Source organism: Alcaligenes sp. RM2 (genome assembly GCF_052931795.1).
Map to the genome: position 1 here is coordinate 145864 of NZ_JBRFIO010000003.1, position 14948 is coordinate 160811.

Consider the following 14948-nt stretch of genomic DNA (forward strand, 5'->3'; position numbering starts at 1 on the left):
TTCATGGAGCTAAAGACTCGCTGCCCCCGTTGCGGGACATCGTTTGCAGCTAGTGTAGAAACGCTGCAACGCCGCCGGGGCTATATACGCTGCATTCAATGTGCGCATATCTTCGATGGCTTTGAAGAAGTCATTGATGAGCAAGCCCCTGAGCCTTCCTATCATTCCCCCGCCACGCCGGTTCAGATCGAGCCGCGCCTGGCGTCCGAGCCACCTGTTTCGCCACGGCAGGAACAGGTGCAGTCGGTGGACCTGCAAGCGCCCATTCCAGGGCCGCGATTTGTGGAGCACTCCCGTCATGCCCCGCCGCGTGATGAAGGTACGGCCCACGAGTCCTTGCAGGTACGCAAATTCCCCGACTCCATCCTGACACAAGCACCTGTCACTCCGGCCGCGCCTGCTGCTGTAGCTACCGAGCCTTTTGTCCGCCCGGCAGAGCCTGCGGTAGAGCCGTCAGTCATTCGCGCCCGCTCCAGACACGAGCCTTTGCCGCAGGATGATCAGGACACCTCGTTTTTCGTATCGACCGGCTCTGTTTCTGAGCCAGATGGGGACCATCATATTGGTCAGGCATCGTGGTCGGCTGCCGAGCCTGAGTTCAGTGTGGGCGACCGTGCCAGTGCCTTGCGCGCCTCTTTCCCCTCGCGTCAGGCTGATGGTACGCATGATAGGGATGGCGAGGATTTTCAGCAGGGCTGGGTCATTGACCCCAACCCAGCCTTGCAACGCGAGACACGTTATGAGGGCGAAGCCAGCTTTGGTCAGCGTGTGGGTTCACTGATCTGGACCAGCTTGTGCGTTCTGGGCGTTGTCCTGTTCGTCGTGCAGCTGATGTACGTGTATCGCGTACAGATTGTCAGCCAGATACCCATGCTGCGCCCCGTGTTCGAGAGCGCGTGTCAGACCTTGTCGTGCAAGGTTCCCTACGAACGTCGTCTGGACCAGATTCGCGTGCAGGCTTCGGCCTTGCATAAAGCGCCGAATCAGCCCGGACAGTCCACCTTGGGCTTTACGCTGCGCAACGAGTTTGAACGGCCCCAGGAGTGGCCTACGCTGGTACTGGATTTGAAAGATTTTTCCGGAGCCCTGATCGCCCGGCGCAATATTACGCCCGATCAGTACCTGGCTTCCGAGCGACGTGAGCCTGCTTTTGCAGCGCGCAGTGAAATCATGGTGCGCCTGCCTTTGAATACCGGGCAGCTCCAAGTTAATGGCTACCAGATTAGCCCTTTTTTTCCTTAAGGTAATTTATGACCGAGCGAGTGCTGGTATGTGGTTCGATCGCGTTTGATACGATCGCGGTTTTCGAGGGGTACTTCAAAGATCACATCTTGCCCGACAGCATCAAAACCCTGAGCGTGTCCTTCTTTGTGCCCAGCTTGCGTAAAGAGTGGGGCGGTTGTGCGGGTAATATTTCCTACACCTTGAACATGCTGGGTGGCCAGCCTGTTCCTGTGGGGGCTGTTGGCAGCGACGGTGTGGATTATGTACAGCGTCTGCAGAACCTGGGTATTGATACCAGCATGGTGTGTGTGATGCCCGAGATGTTCACCCCTCAATGCTTTATCACCACAGATCTGGCCGCCAGCCAGATCACCTCTTTCCACCCGGGCGCCATGATCAATTCTGCCCAGATCGATTTGTCTGGTCAGGAAGCGGCATGGGGCATTGTGGCTCCGGATTCCAAAGACGGCATGTTTGCTCATGCCCGCCACCTGCATGCGCAGGGTACGCCCTTTATTTTCGACCTGGGTCAGGCCATGCCTTTGTTCGCGGGTGAGGACCTGCTGGAGATGCTGGAACTGTGTCAAGTTCTTACGGCTAACGAATACGAAGCTGAAGTTATCGAGCAGCGCACCTCCAAGAGCATGGCCGAGATCGCCCAGGGCTTGCAAGCCGCTGTCGTGACGCATGGAGAGCATGGCAGCACGCTTTATCACAATGGTCAGACTTACGAGATTGCCCCTGTGCCCGTGGAAAATGTGGTGGATCCCACCGGCTGTGGCGATGCTCATCGCGCAGGCTTGTTATATGGTCTTACAAAAGGCTGGAGCTGGCAGGAGGCTTGCAGCTTGGGTAACTTGATGGGCAGTATTAAAATTCAGGCGGATGGCCCGCAAAATCATGAATTTAAACGGTCAGATATCTCGGCCATGCTAAAACAGCACTATGGTATTGAGCGCAGTCTGTAAAAGAGCGCTCGATAGTTTTTTATGATTCGGCCAGCTACGTTTTTTGGAGTAAACCGTATGTACGTTTCTTTTTTCGATCGACCCAAAGTGCGTCTGCTGGTAGTGGCGAGTCTGGCAGCCCCCGTGTTTTTGCTGGCAGGTTGTGCCAATAAATCGGCATCCAGCTCGGTATACAGCTACGGTCAGGCTCAGCGCGAACAGATCGTGCGTTTGGGTACCGTGGTTTCGGTACGCGCCGTCACTATTCAGGAAGACCAGAATTCGGGCGTGGGCACCGTGGGTGGCGCAGCCTTGGGTGGTGTCGCTGCCAGCAGCATTGGTGGTGGCCGCGGTAGCATCCTGGCCAGTATCGGTGGTGCGATTCTGGGTGGTCTGGTTGGTAATGCGGTTGAAAACCGCATGGGCAAGACCCAGGGTCTGGAAATCACGGTTCAACTGGATAATGGCGAAACCCGTGTGGTGGCCCAGGAAGCCGATGTACCTCTGTCCGTTGGTCAGCGTGTACGTATGCTTAGTGGTAATGGCCCAACTCGCGTGGTGCCCATGTAATCAGAGCTTTAGTGCTTGGTGCATAAAAAACCCGGCCATTGGCCGGGTTTTTTTACGCCTGTCAGCGCTGAGCCTTTTGGGGGCGTTCGCGCTCCAGCAAGGTTTTCTTGCGCTCCAGGCCCCAACGATAGCCTGCCAGATCCCCGCTTTGCCGCACGACCCGATGGCAGGGGATGGCAATGGCCAAGGTGTTGGTGGCGCAGGCTCGTGCCACGGCACGGGCGCCTTTGGGCATGCCCAGACGTTCGGCAATCTCGGTATAGCTCAAGGTCTGGCCTACTGGGATATGACGTAGAAACTCCCAGACACGTTGTTGAAAAGGGGTGCCCTGGATGTCCAGGGGCAGATCCAAGCCCAGGGTCGGCTCTTCTACCATGGCAACGACCTGGGCCACTCGTTGATTGAATTGCGGATCGGCTTCGATCAGCTCAGCGGCCTTGAATTGCTCTTGCAACTGTTCCAGCAAGACTTTGGCATCATCGGCCAGGGAAATCGCACAAATCCCGCGCTCGCTTTCGGCAACGAGCAATGTACCCAAGCTGCATTGGGCAATCGCAAAATAAAGAGGGCTACTTGGAGTTTGTTGGCGAACGGGCTTGTCCTGCGAGCGCGGGGCGCGATTTACCTTGTTCGAAGAAGGTGCCAATGCTGGCGCCTGTTTGGGCATGCGCCACAAGTACCAGGAAGCCACGCTGCGGTAGGGTGCCCAAGCTTGGCCAATTTCACGCAAGACACGGGCTGAGGGAGCCTTGTCCAGCTGCTTCAAATTGCGATAGCCCTCGCGCACCCCAAAGTCGTCCGCGGGCAGAATGTCTTCATGCTCCAGCGTGTACATCATCATCATTTCCACCGTCCAGCGACCTATGCCGCGCAGCGTGGTCAGCCGCTTGATCAGCTCTTCATCCGGCATTTGCAAAGCGGTGGCCTGGTCGGGAATGATGCCATCCAGGCGAGCCTGGGCCAGGCCCAGAATGCTATTGGCTTTGGCACCGGACAAGCCACAAGCGCGCAGGGTGTCATACGGCGTCGCCAGCACTTCCTCGGGCGTTGGGCAATGGCCGTGCGGATAGATATCAATCAGGCGTTGCAGGATGCGCTCAGCCGCCCGGGTATGCAACTGCTGATACACAACAGAGCGGATCAGGGCTTCGTAAGGGTCGCGCTCGGGGCGTGGCTGATGGATGCAAGGGCCCACGTGGGCGACCAGCGCTTGCCAGTCGGGGTCCAGTGCGGCCAGGAATTGTTCGGCCTCGCGGTAGCGGCTGGATGTGTCTGGTTTTGATGGAAGGCGAGTCATGGAAGTGGCCTGCTGATTGGTGGTGAGGCCAGTATAAGGTCCACTTTCGCACAAGACATCCTGATTCTTGCTCTTGAATTCAGGATAAAAAAAACCTGGGCTATACCCAGGTTTTTCATGCGTACAGTCCGCTGTGCTTAGATTGGCACCAGACTGAAAGCGGTGCGCGTGATGACCATATTGAGCACTTGAGTCAGCAGCAGGACGACCAGCGGCGACAAATCCAGACCACCCAGGTCAGGCAAGACGCGACGGATCGGGTCCAGCAAGGGGGCCGTAATGGAACGCAGCAAGGGCATGCTGGGCGATTGTGGCTGAATCCAGGATAGTAGCGCTTGCAGCAGGACCACCCAGAAGATCAGGCTCAAGGTCCAGCGCAGAACGGTGAAGACGGCTGCCAGCAAGAACATGGGGAAGTTCGAGAGCATGGACACCGATCCGGTCAGTACCATGGCGCTCAAGACCAGGTATACCAGGGCGCTAAGCCAGGCGGCGAACAAAGAGGTCCAGTCCCAATGGTTGCCGCTTTTAATGACACGGCGCAAAGGCATGACCAGCCAGTCCGTGACCTTGAACATAGCTTGCGAATAAGGGTTGAAGGGATGGATTCTGAGCGCATACACCCAGGCACGCAGTAGCAAAATCGTGCCCAGCAGCGACAGAACAATATGGATTAGGAAGAGGGCGACTTCACTGAACATAGTTGCTTGGTATGAATTGATGGGAGAGGGAATTGTCGCATGCAAGTGCTACAAACCAAAGAGCCACCCTGATCAGGGTGGCTCTTTGAGGAGAAACATAAAAGTAGCGTGTGCTTAAGGACGCTTGCCTGTTGGGAAGGGCCAGGAGCCAGCAGGATTGACATCTTCGCGGCGAGGTTCGGCAGGCGCTGCTGCTGTTTTGGTCGCTTTGCGAGCCGCTGTTTTATTGCCTGCTTTAGCGGTGGCGTTAGTCGTTGTGCTGGTCTTTGGAGTCTTGGTTTCTGCGGTCACGGATTTAACTTCTTTCTTCTTTGGAGCTACGGGTTTCTTGGCACTGGTAGCAGGACTGGCTTTTTTAGCCGCGGTCTTTACAACTGCTTTGGTGCCGGTTTTGGTGGCAGGTTTCGCTGCCGCTTTGCTGGGGGTGGCTTTTTTGGCCACGGGTTTGCTTGCCTTGGTGCTGGCCGGTTTTTTTGCGGCAGCGGTGGCAGCAGGTTTGGTGGTAGCGGGTTTGGCGCTGGCCGTTTTGGGCGCAGCTGATTTTTTAGCTACCGATTTTTTGGCAACCACTTTCTTTGCCACCGTCTTCTTGGCTACCGCTTTTTTAGCGACGGCCTTTTTGACAACGGCTTTCTTGGCTACCGCCTTTTTAGCGGCTGTCTTTTTAACAGCTGCTTTTTCGGCTACGGTTTTAGCGGTGCTTGTCTTGGTCGCAGCGGCTTTAACAGCCGTGGTTTTTGCTGGAGTGGCTTTCTTTACCGCTGTTTTTTTCGCAGCCGTTTTCTTGGCGGGTGCGCTGCTTGCAGACTTGGCAGGGGCTTTTACAGCAGCCTTGCTGGTCTTGGTAGCGGTGGTTTTAGCGGGGGACTTGGGGGCAGCGGTTTTGCTGCTGGGACTGGTCTTGGTAGCAGTAGCTTTTACGGGTGCTGCGGCTGCTTTTGCTGGCGTTGCTTTTTTGGGGCTAACGGCTTTTGTGCTTTCTGCTTTTGCTGCGCCTTTCTTGGCTGTTGCCATGATCATGCTCCTTGAGAACAAGTCTTTAGTTTGTCCACACCCATTTGACCTGGCCTGGAAAACTGCAATGGCCTTTTTCAAATGACGCAGGCGTTTAAGGTCGATACCTTATACGCTTAGAAGTCTAACGCAAGCCCCTACACAGTCAAGCATTAATCATGGCTTGGGGCTTATGGAATTAGGAATCGGTGTCTGCTGTCTCAAATAAGTTGCGTTCTGGACACGTGCAATCGGCCCATAGTCGCATCCAAGTCTCTGATTTTTGACGCATTGCTGGATCGATTGCATGGCCTTTTCATGCTTTGAAAGACCTGTGTTAAGCATGGAAAAGGCGCTTGAAAACGGTCTTTAATTCGAGGTTGATTGATGCTTTTCAATGTCGCTTCAAATCAAAAAAAAGCCCTGCATAAGCAGGGCTGAAAGGGCAGGTTAATCGTTTCGAAAGCCGCAGTGGGCAAGGCTTAGGCGGGAACAGCCTGAATTTCCGGGCCAGTGTTTTTCAACTGCTGCGACAACTCGGCAAAGCGGGCTTCATACTTCTTGGCCGATTCCATTTTCACGGGACCGAAGCCGCGCAATTGTTGGGGCAGCTCGGCCAGTTCCAACGCTGTGGCGTAGTTGGCTTGATTCAGGTTCTTGCTCAAGCTGTTGAGCAGGCTCTGATATTCGCGCCAGAAGCGACGTTCCATACGACGCTCATGGGTGTAGCCAAATGGATCCAGTACCGTGTTGCGCAGACCTTTGCCTTTCGCCATCCAACGTAGCAAGGTGGCGGTGCGTGGGCCCAATGTGATCTTGCGCGGGCGGCCGGTAGATGGATCACGGCGTGCCAGCAAAGGTGGTGCGAAGTGAAAGCGCAAGGAGAAGTCACCTTCAAATTGCTGCTCTAGATCCTGGCGGAAAGCGGGCGAGCTGAACAGGCGAGCAACTTCGTACTCATCCTTGTAGGCCATCAGTTTGTACAAGCTGCGTGCGGCTTTTTCCGTCAAAGTAGGACGCTGACCCGGACGCAGTTTCTGTTCGGCTTCACGCAGAGCATTGATGGTGCTGCTAAAGCGCTGGGCATAAGCGGCGTTCTGGTATTGCTCCAGGCTGCTGGTGCAGCGCTGCATGATTTGTTCCAGTGTCTCGCGACGCTGCAAGGTTACGACCTGAGCGGCTGGAGCCAGGAGGCTGGCCAGTGCTTTCTCATCGTGAGCCAGCACGCGACCCAAATGGAAGGCATCCAGGTTGGCTTGAATCGCCACACCGTTCAGGCGGATAGCCTGTTCAACAGCCGCACTGCTAACGGGCATGGAACCTTGCTGCCAAGCCATGCCCATCAAGAGCATATTGGACAACAGGCTATCGCCAAACAGCAGGGTGGCAGCCTGGTGAGCATTGAAAGAGCGCACCTGGTTTTCGCCAGCGGTGGTCTTGAGTTGGCTCAGCAAGTGCTGGGCATCCAAAGGGGCATCCGGGTTGCGGGTGAACTCGGCCGTGGGGGCCAGGTATTCGTTGATGATGGCGTGGGTATGACCAGGACGCAGGCAGGAAAGGGCATTGGGGTGAGCGGCGGCCACCACGTCGCACAAGATCGCCAGGTCGGCTTGGCCGGGATCGACACGCACCGCACCCGTGTTCTCTTTATTGGCAGATAGACGGATGTGGCTGATGACGGTGCCGCCTTTTTGTGCCAGGCCCGTCATGTCCAGCACGGAGCTGGAGCGGCCTTCCAGGTGTACCGCCATGGAGAGCACCGCACCAATAGTGATCACACCAGTACCACCCACACCGGCCACAATTACATTGCAGTCCTTGGCTTGAATATTGGGTTGTGGCAGCGTGTCCAGCTTGGCCAGCAACTGGGCTTTCATATCGGCCTGACCGTTTTGATCGCCACGGCGCAGGGCACCGCCCATCACCGACACAAAGCTGGGACAGAAACCGTCCACGCAGGAGTAGTCCTTATTACAGCTGGACTGGTCGATCTGGCGCTTGCGGCCTTCGGGAGTTTCAGCAGGCACCAAAGACAAGCAGTTCGATTGCACGCCGCAATCCCCACAGCCTTCGCAGACCGCCTTATTGATAAAGAGGCGACGGGCAGGATCGGGGTACTCGTTCTTTTTACGACGACGGCGCTTTTCAGCCGCACAGGTCTGGTCGTGAATCAAAATGGTGACGCCGGGGATCTCGCGCAGTTCGCGCTGCAAACGATCCAGCTCGCGACGGTGATGAACGTCCACACCGGCAGGCAGGCTGACACCGCGATAGCGTTCTGGCTCATCGGTGGTGATGACCACACGACGCGCACCTTCACCAATGGTCTGCTGACAAATGCGAGGCACAGATATCGGGCCGTCAACCGGCTGACCGCCTGTCATGGCAACCGCATCGTTGAACAGAATCTTGTAGGTAATGTTGGCACCCGCGGCAATGGCCTGACGAATCGCCAGATAGCCGGAGTGGAAATACGTGCCTTCACCCATGTTCTGGAACATGTGGCCGGTCTGGATGAAGGGCGACAGGCCCACCCAGTCCGTGCCTTCGCCACCCATTTGAGTCAGTCCACGGGTTTTGCGGTCCATCCAGGTCGCCATGTAGTGGCAACCCACACCCGCCATAGCCTGGCTGCCTTCGGGTACTTTGGTGGAAGTATTGTGCGGACAGCCCGAACAGAAGTAGGGGCGACGAGTCAGACCATTGGTATCAATCGGTGCCAGGTTTTGCACCGTACAGGCAGGCAACTGCACATTGGCGTGATGGCCCAGCCAGCGACGCAGACCCACGGCCACACGGGCAGGGCTGAGCTGGCCATCGGCAGGAATGAGCACTTCATTTTCGATATCGCGCTTGCCAGACACCGTAGGGCGCTGGGCACGGTTAAAGAGCAGATTCTTTAACTGGTCTTCAATGATTGGGCCCTTTTCTTCAATGACCAGAACGTGGTCCAGGCCTTCAATAAAATCGTTCAGCGATTGCGGGTTAACAGGCCAGCTCAAACCAATTTTCAGATGGCGAATGGCGGGCAGATCTTTCAGGCTGCTGAGCTGTTGCAGCGCATCCAGCGTATCCAGTGTGGCTTTGCCGGTGGACACAATACCGATACGCGCATCAGGTGCCGCTTCCAGCACGCGGTCCAGGCTGTACTTGTGAGCAAATTCACGCACGCTATCCAGGCGGGCGTCCAGCGTACCTTCCATGGAAGGGGTCAGGAATTTGCTGGGGTCGTAGGGGTGTTTGCCGCCTTGCTTGTCGGCCAAGGCCGGGGCCAGATCATCCAGAGGGGCAATCTCGAAAGAGCGGCCGCTTTCCACGGTTTCGGTAATGGCTTTGAAGGCTACCCAGGAGCCGGAGTAACGCGACAAGGCCCAGGCCCAGATACCAAAGCGTTCGTATTCTTCAACCGAGCTGGGGTTGACCACCGGGATGCCCCAGGCGATCAGGGATTGTTCGCTGGCGTGGGGAATGGACGAGGACGAGGCCACGTGATCATCACCCACAATCATCAGGACGCCACCGTGTTGGGAGGCACCGGCAGCATGGCCGTGGTGCAAGGCATCGCCCGCGCGGTCTACACCGGGGCCCTTGCCATACCACATGGAGAACACGCCATCGACGGTACGGTCGGCACGCTCGCCAGCTTGTTGGGTGCCCATAATCATGGAGGCGGCCAGGTCTTCGTTAATAGCGGGTTGGAAACGGACCTTGGCCTGGTCCAGATACTTCTGGGCCTTCCACATGATCATGTCCACGCCACCCAGCGGCGAACCACGGTAGCCGGAGACAAAACCGGCGGTGTTCAAACCGTGTTCTTTATCCAGGCGAGCCTGGGTCAGCAACATGCGCACCAGGGCCTGTGTGCCAGTTAAAAAGATGCGTCCTGATTGTGCGGTCAGGTTGTCGCTTAGCTTGTATTGAGTGTCGACGGACTGCGTCATGATGAAACCTCCAGATAGAGATCATGATAGAGAGTCTGCCCTCGCTTTTTTTTGCGTTATAGTTGCGTGTATTCCCTATTCTTTGAAATGTTCATTTCGTAAATATTCAAATATGGATAAAACTGACTTAAAAATCTTGGACGCCTTGCAACTGGATGGCCGAGCCTCGGCTCAGCAGGTCTCCGAGCAGGTGGGTTTGTCCACCGCGCCCGTCTGGCGGCGCATCAAAAACCTGGAAAAAAACAAGGTTATCCAAGGCTATTATGCGCGCGTGGATCGCCGTCAGGTGGGACTGCAAAGTTGCATGTTTACCCAGATCAGTCTGGACCGTCACTCGGGTGAAATAGTCGATAACTTCATTCGTGCCGTGCGCGATGCGCCCGAGATTCTGGAATGCCACGCCGTGACTGGCGATGCGGATTTTCTGCTCAAGATCATGGTGCCAAGCGCGGAGTCCTACGACGATTTCCTGCATCGCTTTCTGTTCAATATGCCGGGCGTGCGTCAAACCCGCACGATTGTGGCCATGCGTGAAATCAAGAACGTGACCCGCTTGCCTTTGCCACTTTGAAGCATCTTGTTATGGGGTAATACAAGCGCCTTCGGGTAGAATAATCAGGATTCGCTGGCCTGTGGTGGGTCGGTATGTACGCATGAAGGACGGGGTTTTATGACGAAGGCGAATATCTTGCGACGCACTTCCTGGGTTGCTGTGCTGGCTACCGTGTTTTTAAGCGCCTGCGCGGTCAAAGCGCCGGCTCCCGAGCCTGCTGCACAAGCGGCTACCAAGCCTGTCCATCCCGCATGTCAGCCTGCTGCGGCGGGGGACCAACTGGCTGGTAATTGGCTAAGCAAGCACCGCCAGAAAGGCGTGGTTGGCGAGTTGCGTACCTTGTTCACCTTGCAAACTGACGGCTCCATGGCATACACCGAACAGGTCAAGCGGCCCAACAAGCCTTCGCAAGGCTTGAACGAAAGTGGTTGCTGGGTGCGCAAGGGCAACGACTTGCAAATCAGCACGCAAGAATCCAATGGGGTCACAACCGAACCGGGCGACCCGATTTATGAAAACCACTACAACATCGTCAGCCTGACAGCCCGCAATCTGGTGCTGCGTGACCAAAGTGGTACCACCTATCGCTTGACCAGAATGTCGCCTGGCTACCGCCTGCCATTCTGATCTCTGCTTGTTTGAATGATTCCTGGCCGTCCTGGGGGCGGCCAGTTTTTTGTCTGTTTCTTTTGCTGGACGCTCCATGGCTCTGCGCGCGACGATTTATAAAGCTGAACTTAATGTGGCCGATAACGATCGGGCTTACTACGGCAGTCATACCCTGACGCTGGCTCGTCACCCCTCCGAGACCGAAGAGCGTCTGATGGTGCGTTTGTTGGCTTACGGTTTGTATGCGCAAGCGGATGAAGCCTTGAGCTTTTCGCGCGGGCTAAGCGACTCGGACGAGCCCGCCTTGTGGGAACATGATCTGGGCGGCAATTTGCTGCATTGGCTGGAAGTGGGCCTGCCGGACGATAGACGTCTGATCAAAGCCAGTGGCCGTGCGGACAAAGTGACGGTGCTGGCCTATGGCCGTAACGTATCTGTCTGGTGGAGTGGCATCAAGGACAAGATCAGTCGCGCCCGCAATATACAGGTCTATGCGCTGGATGCTGCCGGGACTGACGCATTAGCCGCCCTGGCCGAGCGTGGCATGACCATTAATCTGAATGTCCAGGACGGCACGGTCTGGGCCAGTAGCGATAAGGGCGAAGCCACTATCGAAGTCAGCCACCTGAATGCGGCTGTTTGATATGAGTCAACTGCTTGCAACGAAGTAACCTGGCTCGCCGGAGCGAGCCAAAGAGCATCGGGCAAGTGGCGTTGGAGTCGGCCTTAGGTGGTATGCAGGTTTAACGTCGATAGACGAGCCATCGAGCCGATGTCAGGGTACCAAGCAAAAAGAAGGGCATCTCGAATGAGATGCCCTTTATGTAAGCCTTAGCTATAACGCTTACAGCCCAGCCAAACGCCCCAACACTTTGTCGCGCCCAACCAAAGCCAGCACAGCATCCACCGCAGGCGTCTGCTTCTGCCCCGTCACAGCCACACGCAAAGGAATAGCCAGCTTGGGCATCTTGACCTCATGATCCGCCAGAACCTGCTTGATCAAAGCAGCCAGACTCTCCGTATTCCACTGCGGCAAGCTAATCGCCTTGCTGGCAAAATCACGCAGCAAAACACGCGCTTCCGGCGTCAATACCTCGGCCATCAGCTCATCGCTGGCGGGCTCGAAAGGACGGCAGAACAGCAAAGCACCTTCAGCCAGCTGATTCAAAGTCTCGGCACGGTCTTTCAACAAACCCATGATGCCGGGCAAGTCCTGACCATCCGTCTTGCCACCCAAGGCCTCAATACGGGGAGCCACACGCTCGGCCAGATCCGCATTGTCACTGGCCTTGATGTAATGGGCGTTCACCCAGTTCAACTTCTTGGGGTCCCACTGCGAAGCCGACTTGCTCAGACTGCGCGTATCAAACCACTCCACCAACTGCTCGCGGGTGAACAGCTCGTCATCTCCGTGACTCCAGCCCAAACGAGCCAGGTAATTGATCATGGCCTCAGGCAGATAACCGTCCTTGTCGTAATCCATGATGCTGACCGCACCATGACGCTTGGACAGCTTCTCGCCATCAGGGCCCAGAATCATGGGCACGTGACCGTACTCAGGCAAAGTCGCGCCCAAAGCCTGCAAAATCACAATTTGACGTGGCGTGTTGTTCACGTGATCGTCACCGCGAATCACATGAGTGATCGCCATGTCCCAATCGTCCACCACCACGCAGAAGTTGTATGTAGGCGTGCCATCCGGGCGGGCAATGACCAGATCGTCCAGCTCGCTGTTATCAAAGCTGATGCGGCCCTTCACCATATCGTCCCAGCTGGTTGCGCCGGACTGGGGGCTCTTGAAACGAACTACAGGCTTGCGATCAGCCGGGATGGCAGGCAATTGCTTGCCAGCCTCAGGACGCCAGGTACCGTCATAACGAGGCTTCAAACCTTGAACACGCGCTTTTTCGCGCATGGCTTCCACTTCCTCGGGGCTGCTGTAGCAGTAATAGGCATGGCCGTCTTTCAGCAGCTGGGCGATGACCTCGCGGTAACGATCCATGCGCTGCATCTGGTAGAACGGACCTTCGTCGGCATCCAGGCCCAACCATTGCATACCATCCAGAATGCCTTGAACCGCCTCGGGGGTGGAACGCTCCAGATCCGTATCCTCAATACGCAGCACAAAAGTGCCTTGATGATGACGGGCAAAGGCCCAGGAGAACAGTGCAGTGCGTGCGCCGCCCAGGTGCAGATAACCAGTGGGCGAGGGGGCAAAACGGGTGCGGATGACGTTGGAAGTAGACGTGCTCATAACTTGTGTGTGGCCTTGACCTTGGGAAGCCCGCATACGGGACCGAATCTGCGTATTTTAACCCAGCACGCCAACTAGGAAAGAACCGCCGCGTAGAACTGTCCTAATGGCCGCTTTCTGTATTGAGTTGATCGAACTGGCGCACCAGTTCCGCCAGCGACCCGGCTTGCATTTTTTGCATCACGCGGGCGCGGCGAACTTTGACCGTCACTTCCTTCACATCCAGCTCGGCCGCGATCTGCTTGTTCAGCAGGCCTTGCACCACCCGCTCAAAGACATCGCGCTCGCCGGCGTTCAGGTTGTCCCAGCGTTGCTGCAAAGTCAGCCGGGTTCTGGCTTCTTCCTTGCGCTGCGCATCAGCAGCCAGAGCCGACTGCACGGCATCAATCAGGGCCTGATCTACAAAAGGCTTGGTCAGAAAATCCCAGGCACCATGCTTGATGGCCTTGACCGCCATATGAATATCGCCGTGGCCAGTAATAAAGATGACCGGCATATGCAGCCCGCGCGATTCCATCTGCAAATGAAAATCCGTGCCGCTTTGCTCGGGCATGCGCACATCCAGCACCAGACAGGCAGGAGCATCAGATAAAGGATGCGCCAGAAAGTCTCGTGTAGAGGCAAAGCTCAGCGCGTTCAAGCCTACGCTGGCCAGCAAATCGTCCAGGGCAGCGCGAACGGACGGGTCATCATCAATGATGTAGACGGTGGGCGTGTTCAGAGAGGAATCCAGATTTTCTGTCATGGCGCCAAAGGTAAGGTGAAATGAAAGGCAGCACCACCATCGGCTTGGTCAGTGGCCCAGATATGGCCGTTATTGGCATCAATAATGGTGCGGCTGATGGTCAGACCCAGGCCCAGGCCGCTTGCCTTGGTGGTCCAGAAGGTATCAAACAACTGAGACAGTTGCGTGCCCGACAAGCCGGGACCATTGTCCTTGATGGAAAACAGCACCTTGTTGGCTTGCGGCTTGTCGCCGGGCAAGACGCTGGTTTCTATGGTGATATGAGCCGCATGGTAGTCCGAGGGAGGGGACAGGGCTTCGATGGCATTGAGCAGCAAATTGGCCATTACCTGCTGAATTTGAACCCGGTCGGCAAAGACCTGGGGCAGATCGGACTGCAGGGCCAGACGCAGGTCGATATGCTGACGTCGCATCTCGCCACCGGACAGGCTAAGCAGCTCGGTCAGAGCCAGATTCAAATCAAAAGCGCTGCTGGTGGGGGCTTCGTTACGGGTAATGCTGCGTACCCGATCCAGCACATCCTTGGCGCGCTGGGCGTCGTACACAATACGCTGCGCGGCAGCCTGTGCCTTCTTGACATTAGGGGGCGAGGCTTCCAGCCAGCGCTGACAGGCGCCCGCGCTGCTGTTGATGGCGGCCAAAGGCTGGCTGACTTCATGGGCAATCGAGGTGCTGAGCTGGCCCAGGGTAGTCAAACGGGACAGTCGCAGCAAATGCTCGCGCGTCTCATGAGCCGCCGCCTGCACGGATTTGAGCTTCAGCCCCAGATACGAGGTGATCGCGATGGCAATAATACTGATGCCGGTATTGACCAGGCCCACGTCGTAGTCGCCCGAGCGGGTCAGCAGAAAACTGACCACGGTCAGCACCATGCTGATGGTAGTCAGGGCAACAACTTGCCGTGCCGACAGAAAACGAATCGCTATCAGCAGCAGCGGGGTGTGAAAGACCGCAGCGGCGATAGCGTAGTTGGTGACGGTATCGGCAATGAAGACTAGCGCCATCAAAATACAGATGCCGGTCAGGGCCAAGGCTCGGTAGGTTTTGCTCGATAGGAAGCGAAGGGGCGGTGTCATATTTTTCGTGTATGGGCCAGGCTGCAGGATGGTGTCTG

General features: G+C 56.5%; 13 protein-coding genes. 6 read left to right on the top strand and 7 right to left on the bottom strand.

The annotated features are described in order from the left end of the window. Positions 1-3 precede the first annotated feature (3 nt). Genes ACU6HM_RS12360 through ACU6HM_RS12370 form a run of 3 tightly spaced genes read left to right on the top strand, consistent with a single transcriptional unit; the run spans position 4 to position 2741 of the window. Positions 4-1242, top strand: a complete 1239-nt coding sequence (locus tag ACU6HM_RS12360; RefSeq protein WP_369327169.1) for a zinc-ribbon and DUF3426 domain-containing protein — start codon at positions 4-6, stop codon at positions 1240-1242. Between the two features lie 8 nt (positions 1243-1250). Continuing rightward, positions 1251-2192 (top strand): carbohydrate kinase family protein, encoded by a 942-nt coding sequence (locus tag ACU6HM_RS12365; RefSeq protein WP_009460622.1) that lies wholly within the window; start codon positions 1251-1253, stop codon positions 2190-2192. Between the two features lie 57 nt (positions 2193-2249). Beyond that, positions 2250-2741, top strand: a complete 492-nt coding sequence (locus tag ACU6HM_RS12370) for a glycine zipper 2TM domain-containing protein (protein ID WP_003801873.1) — start codon at positions 2250-2252, stop codon at positions 2739-2741. A 61-nt stretch (positions 2742-2802) separates the two neighbouring features. Here ACU6HM_RS12370 and ACU6HM_RS12375 read toward each other — a convergent pair whose 3' ends face one another. From ACU6HM_RS12375 to ACU6HM_RS12390, 4 genes are all read right to left on the bottom strand, one after another. After that, positions 2803-4038, bottom strand: coding sequence for a methylated-DNA--[protein]-cysteine S-methyltransferase (locus ACU6HM_RS12375; RefSeq protein ID WP_250756131.1), 1236 nt, complete (start codon positions 4036-4038; stop codon positions 2803-2805). A 137-nt stretch (positions 4039-4175) separates the two neighbouring features. Continuing rightward, positions 4176-4739: a YggT family protein gene (locus tag ACU6HM_RS12380; protein WP_009460629.1), complete on the bottom strand. Its 564-nt coding sequence runs from the start codon at positions 4737-4739 to the stop codon at positions 4176-4178. A gap of 114 nt (positions 4740-4853) precedes the next feature. Further along, positions 4854-5759 (bottom strand): histone H1-like repetitive region-containing protein, encoded by a 906-nt coding sequence (locus ACU6HM_RS12385; protein ID WP_368044566.1) that lies wholly within the window; start codon positions 5757-5759, stop codon positions 4854-4856. A 455-nt stretch (positions 5760-6214) separates the two neighbouring features. Beyond that, positions 6215-9673, bottom strand: coding sequence for an indolepyruvate ferredoxin oxidoreductase family protein (locus tag ACU6HM_RS12390; protein WP_250756130.1), 3459 nt, complete (start codon positions 9671-9673; stop codon positions 6215-6217). Between the two features lie 112 nt (positions 9674-9785). On the opposite strand from ACU6HM_RS12390, the gene ACU6HM_RS12395 reads away from it, so the two are divergent. From ACU6HM_RS12395 to ACU6HM_RS12405, 3 genes are all read left to right on the top strand, one after another. Then, positions 9786-10244: an Lrp/AsnC family transcriptional regulator gene (locus tag ACU6HM_RS12395; protein ID WP_009460635.1), complete on the top strand. Its 459-nt coding sequence runs from the start codon at positions 9786-9788 to the stop codon at positions 10242-10244. Positions 10245-10343: 99 nt separating this feature from the next. Next, complete coding sequence (locus ACU6HM_RS12400) at positions 10344-10853, top strand: hypothetical protein (RefSeq protein ID WP_009460637.1); 510 nt, start codon at positions 10344-10346, stop codon at positions 10851-10853. Positions 10854-10929: 76 nt separating this feature from the next. After that, complete coding sequence (locus ACU6HM_RS12405) at positions 10930-11478, top strand: YaeQ family protein (RefSeq protein ID WP_446763863.1); 549 nt, start codon at positions 10930-10932, stop codon at positions 11476-11478. 201 nt (positions 11479-11679) lie between these two features. On the opposite strand, the gene gltX is transcribed toward ACU6HM_RS12405, so the two are convergent. The 3 genes from gltX to ACU6HM_RS12420 all read right to left on the bottom strand — a co-directional run bounded on the left by gltX (position 11680) and on the right by ACU6HM_RS12420 (position 14910). Next, positions 11680-13089 carry a glutamate--tRNA ligase gene (gene gltX / locus ACU6HM_RS12410; protein ID WP_446763864.1) on the bottom strand — a complete coding sequence of 470 codons (1410 nt, stop codon included), beginning with the start codon at positions 13087-13089 and terminating at the stop codon, positions 11680-11682. 103 nt (positions 13090-13192) lie between these two features. Continuing rightward, positions 13193-13834: a response regulator transcription factor gene (locus tag ACU6HM_RS12415; protein WP_446763865.1), complete on the bottom strand. Its 642-nt coding sequence runs from the start codon at positions 13832-13834 to the stop codon at positions 13193-13195. After that, positions 13831-14910: a sensor histidine kinase gene (locus tag ACU6HM_RS12420; protein WP_022983594.1), complete on the bottom strand. Its 1080-nt coding sequence runs from the start codon at positions 14908-14910 to the stop codon at positions 13831-13833. Before ACU6HM_RS12420 ends, ACU6HM_RS12415 begins: the two co-directional genes overlap by 4 nt. Between the last annotated feature and the right edge of the window lie 38 nt (positions 14911-14948).

Excerpts from the sequence above, each read along its gene's own strand:
- ACU6HM_RS12360 (WP_369327169.1), top strand. The coding sequence starts at position 4 with ATGGAGCTAAAGACTCGCTGCCCCCGTTGCGGGACATCGTTTGCAGCT.
- ACU6HM_RS12365 (WP_009460622.1), top strand. The coding sequence starts at position 1,251 with ATGACCGAGCGAGTGCTGGTATGTGGTTCGATCGCGTTTGATACGATC.
- ACU6HM_RS12370 (WP_003801873.1), top strand. The coding sequence starts at position 2,250 with ATGTACGTTTCTTTTTTCGATCGACCCAAAGTGCGTCTGCTGGTAGTG.
- ACU6HM_RS12375 (WP_250756131.1), bottom strand. The coding sequence starts at position 4,038 with ATGACTCGCCTTCCATCAAAACCAGACACATCCAGCCGCTACCGCGAG.
- ACU6HM_RS12380 (WP_009460629.1), bottom strand. The coding sequence starts at position 4,739 with ATGTTCAGTGAAGTCGCCCTCTTCCTAATCCATATTGTTCTGTCGCTG.
- ACU6HM_RS12385 (WP_368044566.1), bottom strand. The coding sequence starts at position 5,759 with ATGATCATGGCAACAGCCAAGAAAGGCGCAGCAAAAGCAGAAAGCACA.
- ACU6HM_RS12390 (WP_250756130.1), bottom strand. The coding sequence starts at position 9,673 with ATGACGCAGTCCGTCGACACTCAATACAAGCTAAGCGACAACCTGACC.
- ACU6HM_RS12395 (WP_009460635.1), top strand. The coding sequence starts at position 9,786 with ATGGATAAAACTGACTTAAAAATCTTGGACGCCTTGCAACTGGATGGC.
- ACU6HM_RS12400 (WP_009460637.1), top strand. The coding sequence starts at position 10,344 with ATGACGAAGGCGAATATCTTGCGACGCACTTCCTGGGTTGCTGTGCTG.
- ACU6HM_RS12405 (WP_446763863.1), top strand. The coding sequence starts at position 10,930 with ATGGCTCTGCGCGCGACGATTTATAAAGCTGAACTTAATGTGGCCGAT.
- gltX (WP_446763864.1), bottom strand. The coding sequence starts at position 13,089 with ATGAGCACGTCTACTTCCAACGTCATCCGCACCCGTTTTGCCCCCTCG.
- ACU6HM_RS12415 (WP_446763865.1), bottom strand. The coding sequence starts at position 13,834 with ATGACAGAAAATCTGGATTCCTCTCTGAACACGCCCACCGTCTACATC.
- ACU6HM_RS12420 (WP_022983594.1), bottom strand. The coding sequence starts at position 14,910 with ATGACACCGCCCCTTCGCTTCCTATCGAGCAAAACCTACCGAGCCTTG.